Source organism: Acidovorax sp. GW460-11-11-14-LB4 (genome assembly GCF_059423685.1).
This window is the reverse complement of sequence record NZ_JBWKYJ010000018.1, coordinates 37,546-51,350: the sequence shown is the minus strand read 5'-3', so window position 1 is coordinate 51,350 and position 13,805 is coordinate 37,546. Positions and strand designations below refer to the sequence as shown.

Below are 13,805 nucleotides of genomic sequence, written 5' to 3'. Positions count from 1 at the left end.
CAACAAACTCTTACTGCAATACAAAGAGGTGCCCGATGGATTTTCCAAAAACAAATGCTGCGCACTACAACGACACTGTCGTGCGGCAGTTCTCTATCCTGGCCGTGGTGGTGGGGGTGGTCGGCATGCTGGTGGGCGTCATCATCGCCGCCCAGTTGGCTTGGCCAGAACTCAACTTTGGCATTCCGTGGCTGAGTTATGGCCGCTTGCGACCTTTGCACACCAATGCGGTGATCTTTGGTTTTGGCGGCAGCGCGCTGTTTGCTACCAGCTACTACGTGGTGCAGCGCACCTGCCAGGTCCGGCTTTTTGCCGGTCCCCTGGCTGCATTCACCTTCTGGGGCTGGGTGCTGGTCATTGCGGCAGCGGTCGTCAGCCTGCCAATGGGCTACACCCAAGGCAAGGAATACGCTGAACTTGAATGGCCCATTGACATCCTGATCACGCTGGTCTGGGTGTCCTATGCCATCGTGTTCTTCGGAACCATTGGCACCCGCAAGGTCAAGCACATCTATGTGGCCAACTGGTTCTTTGGTGCCTTCATCCTGGCCGTGGCTCTGCTGCACCTGGTGAACAGCGCAGCCATCCCTGCGGGCATGATGAAGAGCTACTCGGCCTATGCCGGTGTGCAGGACGCCATGGTGCAATGGTGGTACGGCCACAATGCAGTGGGCTTCTTCCTGACCGCTGGCTTCCTGGGCATGATGTACTACTTCATCCCCAAGCAGGCGGGCCGTCCGGTGTACAGCTACCGCCTGTCGATCGTCCACTTCTGGGCGCTGATCTTCACCTACATGTGGGCCGGCCCACACCACCTGCACTACACCGCGCTGCCCGACTGGACGCAATCGGTGGGCATGGTGTTCTCGCTCATCCTGCTGGCCCCCAGCTGGGGCGGCATGATCAACGGCATCATGACCCTGTCGGGCGCATGGCACAAGCTGCGTGACGACCCCATCCTGCGCTTCCTGATCGTGTCGCTGTCGTTCTACGGCATGTCCACGTTCGAAGGCCCGATGATGTCCATCAAGACCGTCAATGCCCTGAGCCACTACACCGACTGGACCATTGGCCACGTGCACTCCGGCGCCCTGGGCTGGGTGGGTCTGATCTCGATGGGTTCGCTGTACTACCTGGTGCCGCGCCTGTTCGGCAAGGACAAGATGCACTCCGTCAAAGCGATCGAGCTGCACTTCTGGATGGCCACCATCGGCATCGTGCTGTACATCGCAGCGATGTGGATTGCCGGCGTGATGCAGGGCCTGATGTGGCGCGCGGTCAACCCCGACGGCACCCTGACCTACACCTTCGTGGAAAGCGTGAAGGCCACCTATCCCTTCTATGTGATCCGTGTGGCGGGTGGCTTGCTGTACCTGGGCGGCATGCTGGTCATGGCCTGGAACGTGTGGCTGACTGCCATCTCGGGCCGTTCGGTCAAGGTGGCCATTCCTGCTGTGAACGCGGCCCACGCTTGAGTCCGAAGGAGATCATTCATGTCCAACAACAACACATCTGCTTCGACCGGTTTCTCCCATGAAAAGGTGGAGACCAACAACTTTCTGATGATCGTGCTCATCCTGATCGTGATCGCCATTGGTGGTCTGGTCGAGATCGTGCCCCTGTTCTTCCAGAAGTCCACGACCGAGGCCGTCAAGGGCGTGGAGCCCTACAACGCCCTGCAGCTGGCGGGCCGCGACATCTACATCCGCGAGGGTTGCTACAACTGCCATTCGCAGATGATCCGCCCCTTCCGCGCCGAGACGCTGCGCTACGGGCACTACTCGGTGGCGGGCGAGTTTGTGTATGACCATCCCTTCCAGTGGGGCAGCAAGCGCACGGGGCCTGACCTGCACCGCGTGGGTGGCAAGTACAGCGACGAATGGCATCGCATCCACCTGAACAACCCCCGCGATGTGGTGCCCGAGTCCAACATGCCCGCGTACCCCTGGCTCGAAAAGAACCAGGTGGACCCTGCAGTGATGGCTCCCCGCATGAAGGCCCTGCGCACCGTGGGCGTGCCTTACACCGACGAGCAGATCACTGCTGCGGCGGGCGAGGTCAAGGGCAAGACGGAGCAGGACGCGCTCATCGCCTACCTGCAAGTCATGGGCCGTGCGCTCAAGTAAGCAAAGGAGATATCCCATGGACATCACCACCATGCGCATCGTCGCCACTCTGGCATCGATGGCCTGCTTCATTGGCATCTGGGTCTGGGCCTACCGAGGCCGCAACAAGGCCCGGTTCGACGAGGCAGCCCAGCTGCCTTTCGAGACAGATTGACCTTCACCAGAACGAGAACACCCCATGAGTGACTTCACCAGCAACTTCTGGTCGGTCTTTGTGACCACGCTGACCCTGGTCGGCATCATCGCCTGCGGCATCCTGCTTTGGATGGCAGGCCGCAAGAAGGTGGTTGCCACCTCCGACAACACCACCGGCCACGTCTGGGACGAGGACCTGGTCGAAATGAACAACCCCCTGCCGCGCTGGTGGGTGTGGCTGTTCGTCATCACCATCGTCTTTGGCCTGGGCTACCTGGCTGCCTACCCAGGTCTTGGCAGCTTTACCGGCAAGCTCAACTGGACGCAAAAGGGGGAGTACGAAGCCGAAATGGCCAAGGCCAAGACGGAGCTGGAGCCCCTGTATGCCCGCTTTGTATCCATGAAGCCCGAAGACGTGGCCAAGGACCCGCAGGCCCATGCCATTGGCGAGCGCTTGTTCATGAACAACTGCGCGCAGTGCCACGGCTCGGATGCACGCGGCAGCAAGGGCTTCCCGAACCTGACGGACAACGACTGGCTGCATGGCGGCACACCCGAAAAGATCCGCGAGACGCTGGAGAAGGGCCGCATCGGCAACATGCCTCCTATGGCAGCGGCCGTGGGAACCCCAGAAGACGTGCGCAACCTGTCGCATTACGTGTTGAGCCTGTCGGGTAGCCCGCACGACTCGCTGCGTGCATCGCTGGGCAAGTCCAAATTTGCGGCTTGCGCGGCCTGCCACGGCATGGATGGCAAGGGCAACCAGGCACTGGGTGCACCCAACCTGACCGACGACATCTGGCTGCATGGCTGGGGCGAGGCTGCCATCACGGCCATGATCAACAACGGAAAGGTCAACCAGATGCCTGCACAGGCCGAGAAGTTGACCGAGGCGCAGATCGGCGTACTCTCTGCCTATGTGTGGGGCCTGTCGAACAAGCAGGTGGCTGCACGTTGATATGTCCGCCGGGCGGTGCTTGAGGCACTGCCCGGGTTTTCTTTTCAGAGTAAGCCTGTCCTCCGTTCATAAAGCGACACCATGAGCACACCCAGCGAGCCTGCTCGCAAGGTCATCCCGATTACGCCAGTCGCCGCCGATGCGTCCTCTGCGGGCGAGATCATCTCGCTGTACGAAGCGCAAAAGAAGATCTACCCGCGCTCGATCAGCGGATTGTTTGCGCGCTGGCGTTGGGGCATGGTGCTTTTGACGCAGCTGGTGTTTTACGGGCTGCCGTGGTTTGAATGGGGCCAGCGCCAGATGGTGCTGTTTGATTTGGGGGCTCGCAGGTTCTACATCTTTGGCTTGGTGCTATATCCGCAGGATTTCATCTATCTCACCGGCCTTCTGATCATTTCGGCGCTGTCGCTGTTCCTCTTCACCGCCGTGGCAGGGCGCCTTTGGTGTGGCTTTGCCTGTCCGCAGACGGTGTACACCGAAATGTTCATGTGGATCGAGCACAAGATCGAAGGCGATCGCAGTGCCCGCCTCCGTCTGGACAACGGTCCCTGGACGTTCGAGAAGATCCGCAAAAAGTTTCTCAAGCAGGTGGTGTGGATCGCCGTGGCCCTGTGGACTGGGTTCACTTTCGTAGGGTACTTCGTGCCCATCCGCGAACTGGGCAGCGAGCTGCTGGCGTTTGAAGGCGGCTGGCAGATTTTCTGGGTGCTGTTCTACGGTTTTGCCACCTACGGCAACGCAGGCTTCATGCGCGAGCAGGTCTGTAAGTACATGTGCCCCTATGCGCGCTTTCAGAGCGCAATGTTTGATAAAGACACGCTCATCGTCACCTACGACCCTGAGCGTGGCGAGCAGCGCGGCCCGCGCAAGAAGAACATTGACTACAAGGCCCAGGGGCTTGGCGACTGCATTGACTGCTCGCTGTGTGTGCAGGTCTGTCCGGTGGGCATCGATATCCGGAAGGGCTTGCAATATGAGTGCATTGGTTGCGGGTTGTGTGTGGACGCCTGCAATACGGTGATGGACAAGATGCAGTACCCGCGTGGCCTGATCCGCTATTCCACCCAGAACGGCGTGGCCAAGCGCTGGACGCAGTCCCAGATGCTGCGTCGCGTGTTGCGTCCGCGTGTGCTGATCTACACCGCCGTACTGGTAGCACTGTGCGTTGCCATGCTGGCCAGCCTGGTGGTGCGCACGCCGCTGAAGGTGGATGTCGTGCGTGACCGGGCCGCGCTCTCGCGCATTGTGGCGGGGGGCAAACTGGAGAATATTTACCGGCTGCAGATCATGAATGCCACGGAGGGCGAACAGCGCTACCGCATCAGCGCGCGTGGACTGGAGGGGCTGGAGGTGGCCTCCGAGGCCGAAGTGGATATTGGCGCAGCAGAGTCGCGCTGGGTGGCCGTGCGTTTGCAGATTCCGTACGGTTCTGCCACTTCGGGCTCGCATGCGGTTCAGTTTGACGTGCAGGCCGTAGGGGCAGCTGCCCATGTGACGGAAAAATCCGTGTTTCTTGTGCCGCGTTGAGCGGCATCCCGGTGGGGCCTTTCAGGGCCGCACTTTGACCGATATTGTTGAGGAGTAGAGCACCATGTCTTCAAACCCTGCCATCGCGACACCGGCAATTCCCGTGCCCTGGTGGAAGTTCGGCCATGTGTGGCTGGTGATTGCCGGGCCTGCCATCGTGATCGTGGCTGGCTTTGTGACGCTGTGGCTGGCGATTTCTCGGCCTGACCCGGTGGTAGCCGAGGATTACTACCGCCAGGGCATTGAGATCAATAAGACCTTGGTGGCGCCGGAGAAAAGCCTGGCACCGGCCCTCAAGGCCCGCAACCATGCGGCCACCCCTGTGCAAGACCAACCACGCTGACAACCCTCCGGTCGCTGCCCCCAGCGACCCCAGGCAGCACCAGGAGACAGAACCGATATGTGGACGCAACGCCTGATGTGGATTGCATGGCCCGCCTTCTTGATGGCGGGCGTGCTGGAGATGCTGGTTTTTGCCATGGTGGACCCCCAGGACCTGCACTGGTTCGGCCAGCCCCTGGCGCTGTCACGGCAAGGGGTGTACACCCTCGCATTTTTTGTGTTTTGGGCCATCACCATGGCCACGAGCGCATTGACGACACTGCTGTCCATGTCTCCGTTCGAGGTCAACCGGTGCCCGGTGCCCGATGGGGAGCGCCCCGACGATTGCCGCAAGACATCGTCCTGCCCCTGAACCCTTTTCGCCTGCTTGTCTGGGCATGCAATGCATGCCGTTTCGCAAGAGATGGTTGTACTTGGTGCGGAACCGGCCCTCCGCGTGGAAGTGGCTCGGTGTCAGTGTCGTCAGTGGCAGGTCTGCTGGCTGTTCACGATGCGTCGCAGGGCATCGGTGTCGAGGATGCGCACATGGCGCTGTTTGACTTCCACGATCCCTTCTTCCACAAACTTGGAGAAGGTCCGGCTGACCGTTTCGAGTTTGAGGCCGAGGTAGCTGCCGATTTCTTCGCGCGTCATGCGCAACACCAGTTCCGACTGCGAGAAGCCCCGTGCATGCAGGCGCTGCACCAGGTTCAGCAAAAAGGCGGCCAGGCGTTCTTCGGCACGCATGCTGCCCAGCAGCAACATCACGCCGTGCTCGCGCACGATCTCGCGACTCATGATCTTGTGCACGTGGTGCTGCAGGGCTGTGACTTCGCGTGACAGCTCTTCAATGCGGTCGAAGGGCATGACACACACTTCGGCGTCTTCAAGTGCCACCGCATCACAGGTATGGTGGTCATTGACGATACCGTCAAGCCCGATGATCTCGCCCGCCATCTGAAAGCCCGTGACCTGGTCGCGACCGTCTTCTGTGGCCACGCAGGTCTTGAAGAACCCGGTGCGGATGGCATACAGGGACGTGAAGGACTCGCCATTGCGAAACAGCGTCCCTCCGCGTTTGACTTTGCGACGGACGGCAACCACCTCGTCAATGCGCTGGAGCTGCTCTTCGTTCAAGCCCACGGGCATGCACAGCTCGCGGAGGTTGCAGTTGGAGCAGGCGACTTTGATGGTGAGCGGGTTCATAGGCACATGGACTTGGGTTGTTGGTCGAGCATATCGTGCATGCCGTACACGAACCTGAATACAGGGCGCGGGCGAGCGGCTGACCTTCATCAAATTGTCGCCGTATCGCTTGTTGGTTCACTTGATGCAGGTCAAGGACATGTCCCGGAGCCTACGGCACAGTCAAGGTGTACGCAAGGAAATTTCCCCATGACTGCTGTTTCGCCAGATCTTCTGCGCCGCTTTGACGTGCCAGGGCCCCGTTATACGTCCTATCCAACGGCCGACCGATTTGTGGAGGCCTTCGGTCAGGAAGATTATGTGCTGGCGCTGCAACAGCGCCGTTCGGGCACGCTGGCCAAGGCCATGCCGCTGTCCCTGTACGTGCACATCCCGTTTTGCGAATCCCTGTGCTACTACTGCGCCTGCAACAAGATCATCACCAAACACCATGACCGCGCCGAGGTCTACTTGCGCTATCTGAGCCGCGAGATCGACCTGCACACCGCGCACTGTGGCGTAGGACAGGTGGTGAGCCAATTGCACCTGGGCGGTGGCACGCCCACCTTCCTCTCCGATGCGGGCTTGCGGGAGCTGATGGCCATGCTCAAGCGCAGCTTCACGCTGGCGCCCGGGGGCGAATACTCGATCGAAGTGGATCCGCGCACGGTCAACTCCGAGCGTCTGGCGCTCCTGGCTGAATTGGGCTTTAACCGCCTGAGTTTTGGCGTGCAGGACTTTGATGCCGAAGTGCAAAAGGCCGTGCACCGCATTCAGCCTGCAGAGCAGGTTTTTGCACTGGTGGAGTCCGCCCGCTCGCTGGGATTTGATTCGGTGAACGTGGACCTGATCTACGGCCTGCCGCGCCAGACGCCAGAGTCTTTTGACCGCACGCTGGCGCAGGTGGCGCAGCTGCGGCCTGACCGCATTGCGTTGTATGCCTATGCACACTTGCCGGAGCGTTTCAAGCCACAGCGTCGCATCATCTCCGCCGAATTGCCCACAGGCGCGAGCAAGCTGTCCATGCTCTCGCGCTCACTCGATGCGTTCATGGACGCTGGGTATGTCTATGTGGGCATGGACCACTTTGCTCTGCCTACCGACGCACTGGCTGTGGCCAAGCGCCAGGGACGCTTGCACCGCAACTTCCAGGGCTACAGCACGCAGCCAGACTGCGACCTGATTGGGCTGGGCGTATCGGCCATCGGCCGGGTAGGGGCGACTTACAGCCAGAACTCGAAGACGCTGGACGAGTACTACGACTTCCTGGACCAGGGGCGGCTACCTGTGGTCCGCGGGCTCGCCCTGACCCGCGACGACCTGGTGCGCCGCGCGGCCATCATGGCCCTGATGTGCCAGGGCGAGCTGCTGTTCGAGCCGATGGAGCAGGCGTGGTTGATCGATTTCCGCCAGTACTTCGCAGCAGAGTTGGCGCAGCTGGAGGGTATGCAGGAGCAGGGGTTGGTACGGGTGGGGCCGGAGGGCATTGAAGTGACCGCCACCGGGTGGTTCTTCGTGCGCGGTATCGCCATGGTTTTTGACCGTTATCTGCAGGCGGACCGCAACCGCGCCCGGTTTTCGCGCATCATCTGACACCTATGCTTGCCACTGTTGGCTGGACTGCTTTGCTCATGGGACTCGCTGGCGGGTCCCATTGCTTGGCCATGTGTTCCGCGCCGTGCGGAGCATTGGTGCGGCAGGGCGGCGCACCACAGGCGGACGGTGGTGCGGAGCAGGAGGTGCGCTGGGCGCCGCGTGGTGGTGCGCTGCAGCGCACCATGGCCTTTCACGCAGGGCGCCTGGTGGGGTATGCCAGCGCAGGTGCACTGGCGGCCTTGGCCATGGACAGTCTGGCATGGCTGACCCAGCAAACCAGCGCGCTGCGCCCCGCCTGGACACTCATGCATGTGGCGGTGATGGCCTGGGGGCTCATGATGATGGTGCAGTCGCGGCAGCCTGCCTGGGTGGAGCAGGCGGGCCGCTCCGTGTGGGCGCGTGTTCGTCCGCTGGTCGGGGCACCGGGCGGAGTGATGGCGGCCGGGGTCCTGTGGGCCCTGATGCCTTGTGGACTGCTCTATTCGGCCCTGTTGGTCGCGGCGCTCAGCGGGGGGGCGCTGGAGGGTGCCCTGACCATGGCTCTGTTTGCAGTGGGCAGCGGGGTGTGGCTGGTGGGCGGCCCCTGGGCTTGGAGCAGCCTTCGCAACCGCCTGAATCTCGCGCGGGCGCAGTGGGGCACGAGGGCCGCAGGCGCCATGCTGTGCGCGGTAGCTGCCTGGGCGCTGTGGATGGATCTCATTTACAAGCCGTCGCTCTGGTGCCGCTGAGCGCGCGGCGTTGATCCGTCCACATCACCCCAGTCGCCCCGCGGCAGGAAGGTGGGCGATGCCTTTGTCGCGGGGACCGGGGTGGTCCAGCCAGGCCCGCTTTCAGTCAAGTGTTGCCGGATCGCTGCGCGGCCTGTCGGTTCTTCGCCACGTCACTGGAACTGGTGATAATCTGCGTAACTATTGGTGGCATTGATGTCGCCATGTATCGTGCGCCTGACGTGAACTCATCCATCCTCATCGACATCAGCCAACTGCGTGTCGGCATGTACATCCAGCTCGACGTGGGCTGGATGCATCATCCGTTCCCGACCAGCAGTTTCCGGGTGGCGTCGTCGGAGCAGATCACCACCTTGCGGGAGCTGGGACTGACCGAGGTGCGTTACGTCCCCAAGAAGAGCGATCCTGAACTCCAGGAGCTGGTGCCGGCCGCCTGGAGCGTGCCTGAAATGACAGTGCCGCCGCCCAACGGCCTGGATGCGCCCGGGCCTGGCACGACCACTGTCGTGGACCCCGAGGCACAGCGTCGCCGTGAGCTGCTGGAAGCGCAAAACCGGGCCTTGGCCGCCTGCAACCAGCGTTTCTCGGAAGCCACGCGGCAGTACCAGTCCATGGAGCGCACGGTGTCAGAGCACCCGGACCAGGCCAGGGCCAAGGGGGAGGCGCTGGTCTCTGGATGCGTGACCGAACTGCTGGAAAACGGCGACTCCGTCATCCGGCTGCTGTCCGAGGGCGTGGGCGAGCGCAACGGATTGCATCCCATCAATGTGATGGTGATTTCGCTGCTGCTGGGTCGGTCCCTGGGCATGAAAAGCGAGGAGCTGCACGATCTGGGTGTGGCAGCATTGATCCACGACATTGGCAAGCTCAAGCTTCCGCCCAATCTGCGCCAGCCCACCCCGTCCATGATCCCCATGGAGCGCACGCGCTACGAGACCCACGTGGCGGAATCCGTTGCCTTGGCCAAACGCATGGGGTTTGCCGATGCGGTGCTGACTGCAGTGGCCCGGCACCACGAGATGTGTGACGGCAGCGGGTTTCCCCAGCGCTTGAAGGGGCCTGACCTGGGGCGCATGAGCCAGGTCCTGGCCCTGGTCAATCAATATGACCGGATGTGCAACCCGGCCATGGGTGTGACGGCGCTGACCCCGCATGAGGCGCTATCCGTCATCTTTGCCCAGCTCAAGGCGCGGTTTGATTCGGTGGTCCTGGGAGCTTTCATTCGCATGATGGGGGTGTACCCGCCCGGCTCCATCGTGCAGTTGGTCAACGACCGGTATGCCATCGTGGCATCGGTCAATTCGTCGCGGCCCCTGCGGCCCAAGGTCATCGTGCACGACCCGCGCGTACCGAAGGATGAAGCGCCGATACTGGATCTGGAAACCGTACCTGAACTGGGCATACGGCGCAGCCTCAAGCCCGCGCAGCTCCCGCGTGACGCGCTGGACTACCTGTCGCCTCGACAGCGGATCTGTTACTTTTTTGAGCGAGCGGTCAGTCCCGGCCCTGACGAGGCCTCGGCGTGAACGACTTGCAATCGCTCGGATGGCTGGATGGCCTGCAGGAGGCCGTGTGGCTGTTGGATGAGACAAACCAGCACATTCTGCAAGCCAACGCAGGCGCCGAGCGTCTGACAGGGCTGTCTGCCGCCGACATGCGGGGGCGGTCTGTGCTGGATCTGGCCAGCACGCCCCAGGAGCTGGCGTTCTGGTCCGAGCCGGCCGATGTGATTGCCCAAGGCGTTCCTGCCCACACCAGTTTGCTGCGTGCCGATGGCAGTCTGGTACCGGTGCAGCGTTGCGTCCGGCGAGTGCCCTGGGGGGCGAGTGGCACCAGTGTCCTGCTGCTGACCATGCTGGACCGCAGCCGCCAGGAGACCACCGAGCGCGAGTTGGAGACATTGCTTTCTGAGCTGCGTGCCACGCTGGATTCCGCTGCCGACGGCATGCTGGTGTGTGGACTGGACCGCGGTGTGCGGGCATTCAACCAGCGCCTGGCGCAGCTGTGGAACCTGCCGCGCCAGCTGCTGGTAGAGCGTGACGATGCTGCGGTATACGCCTTCATGGCGGACCAGGTCGCAGACGCCCGTTTGTATGCCGAACGCTTGGCAGCCATCGACCGCGAGCCGACGCAAGAGAGCACCGACATCGTCGAGTTGCGCAATGGTGTGGTGCTGGAGATGCGCACGGTGCCGCAGTTCAGCCAGGGCCGTGCGGTGGGCCGGGTGTATTCGTTCCGGGACATTACCCGCCAGACGGAGATCCAGGCCAGCCTTCGCCTGGCCGCGCGCGTGTTCGAGTCCAGTCTGGATGCGATCTTCATCGCAGACAGCCAGCACCGCATCATGCGCATGAACCCGGGGTGTGAGCGGCTCGTGGGGCCCACGGCCAAGGGTTTTGAAGGCTGTGTGGCGGCCTCGCTCTTTGGCGGTGGCTCGGATGCCTCGTTCATGGAGCAGGTCCTGCAGGGCTGGGCGCAGGATGGCTTCTGGGAAGGCGAGTTGTGGCTGCCCCGTGACAACGGCGCGTATTGTGCTGTCCAGTTGTCCTGGGTGGCCCTGCGGGATGATGAAGGGCGGCTGGTGCAAAGCATTGGCTTCATGCGCGACCTCACACTGCAGCACGCCGCACAAAAGCGAATCGAAGAGCTGGCCTACAGCGATGCCCTTACCGGTCTGCCCAACCGCCTGCTGCTGTCTCAGCGGGTGGATACCGCCATCCAGGGAGCACGCCAGAGCGACACCGGCTTTGCGATCCTGTTTTTGGACATGGACCGATTCAAGATCATCAATGACTCTCTGGGGCACCCCTTTGGGGACCGGGTGCTGCAATTGGTGGCCGAGCGTCTGCAGACCTGTTTGCGGCAAACCGACATGCTGTGCCGCCTGGGGGGGGATGAATTTGTCATCTACCTGCACGGTGGCGACGCATCCGTTGCGGAGAGCGTGGCGCGCCGGATTCTGGACGACATGCTCAAGCCCTTCATGCTCGACAGCATGGGCTTTTCGATCCAGTGCAGCATCGGTATTGCGCTGTACCCGCAAGATGGCGCTACGCTGGACGACCTCATCAAGCAGTCCGACACCGCGATGTACCGCGTCAAGGAGCGTGGGCGCGGCAGTTATGGCTTCTACCAGCCGCAGATGAACGCCAACCTGCTTGCGCGCATGCAGATGGAACATGCGATGCGCCAGGCGCTGGGTCTGCAGCGCATGGCCGTGCACTACCAGCCTCAGGTCAATATGGCGACTGGGCGCATCACCGGCGCCGAGGCGCTTTTGCGCTGGACGGATGCAGAGTTCGGCGCCGTGTCGCCCGCAGTGTTCATTCCCTTGGCCGAAGAATCAGGTTACATCGTGACGCTGGGCGCCTGGGTGATGGAGCAAGCGGTGCGCGAGGCCGCCCTGTGGATGCACAGCGGTACGCCCATCATGATTTCCGTGAACGTGTCTGCGCTGGAGTTTCGCCAGCCCGATTTTGTGGATCGCATCACGCGCCTGCTGGCGGTGCATCAGCTGCCACCGACGTTGCTGGAGCTGGAACTGACAGAAACCATCCTGCTGCAGGACGCACAGGAGATGGAGCAGCGCCTGCGCGTGCTGGCCGACCTGGGCATTGGCCTGGCGATCGACGATTTCGGCACCGGCTATTCGAGCCTGGCCTATCTCAAGAAACTACCCATTCACAAGCTGAAGATCGACCAGTCCTTTGTGCGCGGCCTGCCCGACGACGATGGCGACCGTGCGATTGTCAGCGCCATCATCAGCATGGGTCGCGCCATGCACATCGAAGTGGTGGCCGAAGGGGTGGAGACTGAAACCCAGCAGGCGGTGCTGCAGCAAATGCAGTGCGAGCACTACCAGGGCTTTTTGTGTGCGCCGGGGCTGCCGGCAGACCAGTTCCGCGCCATGCTGAGCCAACCCCTGCCGCTGAAGGCCCAGGGGCGTCACCGACCGCTGAGCACCTGAAGCTCCAGCGCTCAGCGACCGGAGGCTGCGGCTCGGCAGACGGCCGAGAGTCCGCCTCTGTATCGGCCTTATACGGCCGAAACGCCCTTCCAAAGCATGTAGGCCGCCAGGCCAAACAGCAACGAGGCAAACACGCGCTTGAGCTGCTTGACGGGAAGATTGTGCGCCGCCTTGGCTCCCAGCGGGGCCGTCAGCACGCTGCAGCTGGCAATCACCCCCAGTGCCGGCAGCCAGATATAGCCCAGCGATGCCGGTGGCAAGCCGCTCACGTTCTGTCCGCCAATGGCGTAGCCGATCACGTTGGCCAGCGCGATGGGAAAACCCAGAGCGGCGCTGGTGGCCACCGCGTTGTGGATGGGCACATTGCACCAGGTCATGAAGGGCACGCTGACAAAGCCGCCACCCGCGCCGACCAGACCCGACAGAAAGCCGATCACGCCGCCTGCCGCCACCTGGCCTGCGCCACCCGGCATCTGGCGCGTGGGCGCAGGCTTCTTGTCCAGAAACATCTGCGTGGCAGAAAAGCTCACAAACAGCGCGAAGAAGATCGCCAAAAACGAGCCCTTGAGCAGTGCAAACACACCCAGGCTGGCGACGAAACCACCCAGCACAATGCCGGGCGCGAGGCGCTGGACGATGTCCCACCGCACGGCGCCGCGCCGGTGATGGGCACACACGCTGGAGATGGAGGTGAACATGATGGTGGCCATGGAGGTGGCAATCGCCATCTTCACCGCCAAGTCAGGCGCCACCTGACGAGCGCCCAGGATGTAGGTCAGGAACGGCACCAGCAGCATGCCCCCTCCAATGCCCAAGAGTCCCGCCAGAAAGCCTGTGGCCAGGCCGAGCACACCGAGTTCAACAATCAGCAAGGGATCGAGCATGGCGGGATATCAGGCAACAAAGGACAACAGAGCACGCGGAGAGCCGCGAAAATGCCCTGTCACAGACGCAGCAGCAGGTGCTTGCAATGACAGGGCATGGGGAAGAGGGTGTCTGCGAATACCACCGAACTCTCATCCTGAACCGGGGGTTCAGGTGGGCGAGGGCAGCCTGGCGTTGGGTTCATCTGACGCGAGATGATCACGCTCACCGGACGATGTACCAAGCCCGAGCTCAATGAGCATTGGTTCAAGGAAATATAAAGCCCGACAGCTTCGCAGACACGCCAATTGTAGGTGCTGCCAGCGGGCGCTGCGCGCTCGGGGTGATGTAAAGCCCGCAAGCGGCTGTGACGGACGGGCAGGAGGAGCGGTGTGCCT

Annotated in this window: 13 protein-coding genes; 11 read left to right on the top strand and 2 right to left on the bottom strand. The window is 62.3% G+C overall.

Features of this window, described 5'->3' with window-relative positions; all coding sequences use genetic code 11:
* The first annotated feature begins 35 nt into the window (after positions 1-35).
* From ccoN to AC07X4_RS09435, 7 genes are all read left to right on the top strand, one after another.
* Entirely contained in the window at positions 36-1,475 is a 1,440-nt protein-coding gene (gene ccoN / locus AC07X4_RS09465; RefSeq protein ID WP_056747153.1) for a cytochrome-c oxidase, cbb3-type subunit I, read from the top strand.
* A gap of 18 nt (positions 1,476-1,493) precedes the next feature.
* Positions 1,494-2,126: a cytochrome-c oxidase, cbb3-type subunit II gene (gene ccoO, locus AC07X4_RS09460; protein WP_056747154.1), complete on the top strand. Its 633-nt coding sequence runs from the start codon at positions 1,494-1,496 to the stop codon at positions 2,124-2,126.
* Positions 2,127-2,142: 16 nt separating this feature from the next.
* A complete protein-coding gene (locus tag AC07X4_RS09455) occupies positions 2,143-2,280 on the top strand; it encodes a CcoQ/FixQ family Cbb3-type cytochrome c oxidase assembly chaperone (protein WP_015014811.1) in 138 nt (45 codons plus the stop codon).
* Positions 2,281-2,304: 24 nt separating this feature from the next.
* Complete coding sequence (ccoP, locus tag AC07X4_RS09450; RefSeq protein ID WP_056064389.1) at positions 2,305-3,219, top strand: cytochrome-c oxidase, cbb3-type subunit III; 915 nt, start codon at positions 2,305-2,307, stop codon at positions 3,217-3,219.
* Positions 3,220-3,300: 81 nt separating this feature from the next.
* Positions 3,301-4,746, top strand: coding sequence for a cytochrome c oxidase accessory protein CcoG (ccoG, locus tag AC07X4_RS09445; protein WP_494739927.1), 1,446 nt, complete (start codon positions 3,301-3,303; stop codon positions 4,744-4,746).
* A 64-nt stretch (positions 4,747-4,810) separates the two neighbouring features.
* Positions 4,811-5,089, top strand: coding sequence for a FixH family protein (locus AC07X4_RS09440; protein ID WP_494739926.1), 279 nt, complete (start codon positions 4,811-4,813; stop codon positions 5,087-5,089).
* Between the two features lie 57 nt (positions 5,090-5,146).
* Positions 5,147-5,440, top strand: coding sequence for a hypothetical protein (locus AC07X4_RS09435; RefSeq protein WP_056064380.1), 294 nt, complete (start codon positions 5,147-5,149; stop codon positions 5,438-5,440).
* 110 nt (positions 5,441-5,550) lie between these two features.
* Here the strand turns inward: AC07X4_RS09435 and fnr are convergent, their stop codons facing one another.
* Entirely contained in the window at positions 5,551-6,273 is a 723-nt protein-coding gene (fnr, locus tag AC07X4_RS09430) for a fumarate/nitrate reduction transcriptional regulator Fnr (RefSeq protein WP_015014806.1), read from the bottom strand.
* A gap of 189 nt (positions 6,274-6,462) precedes the next feature.
* Here fnr and hemN point away from each other — a divergent pair, with 189 nt between their 5' ends.
* From hemN to AC07X4_RS09410, 4 genes are all read left to right on the top strand, one after another.
* Positions 6,463-7,845, top strand: coding sequence for an oxygen-independent coproporphyrinogen III oxidase (gene hemN, locus AC07X4_RS09425; RefSeq protein WP_056064378.1), 1,383 nt, complete (start codon positions 6,463-6,465; stop codon positions 7,843-7,845).
* A gap of 5 nt (positions 7,846-7,850) precedes the next feature.
* Entirely contained in the window at positions 7,851-8,576 is a 726-nt protein-coding gene (locus AC07X4_RS09420; protein WP_192421562.1) for a sulfite exporter TauE/SafE family protein, read from the top strand.
* Between the two features lie 221 nt (positions 8,577-8,797).
* Positions 8,798-10,102: a cyclic di-GMP phosphodiesterase gene (locus AC07X4_RS09415; RefSeq protein WP_494739925.1), complete on the top strand. Its 1,305-nt coding sequence runs from the start codon at positions 8,798-8,800 to the stop codon at positions 10,100-10,102.
* The gene (locus tag AC07X4_RS09410; RefSeq protein ID WP_494739924.1) at positions 10,099-12,543 is read left to right on the top strand and encodes a putative bifunctional diguanylate cyclase/phosphodiesterase; all 2,445 of its coding nucleotides are present in this window, start codon (positions 10,099-10,101) and stop codon (positions 12,541-12,543) included. Before AC07X4_RS09415 ends, AC07X4_RS09410 begins: the two co-directional genes overlap by 4 nt.
* A 68-nt stretch (positions 12,544-12,611) precedes the next feature.
* Here the strand turns inward: AC07X4_RS09410 and AC07X4_RS09405 are convergent, their stop codons facing one another.
* Complete coding sequence (locus AC07X4_RS09405; protein ID WP_494739923.1) at positions 12,612-13,427, bottom strand: sulfite exporter TauE/SafE family protein; 816 nt, start codon at positions 13,425-13,427, stop codon at positions 12,612-12,614.
* Between the last annotated feature and the right edge of the window lie 378 nt (positions 13,428-13,805).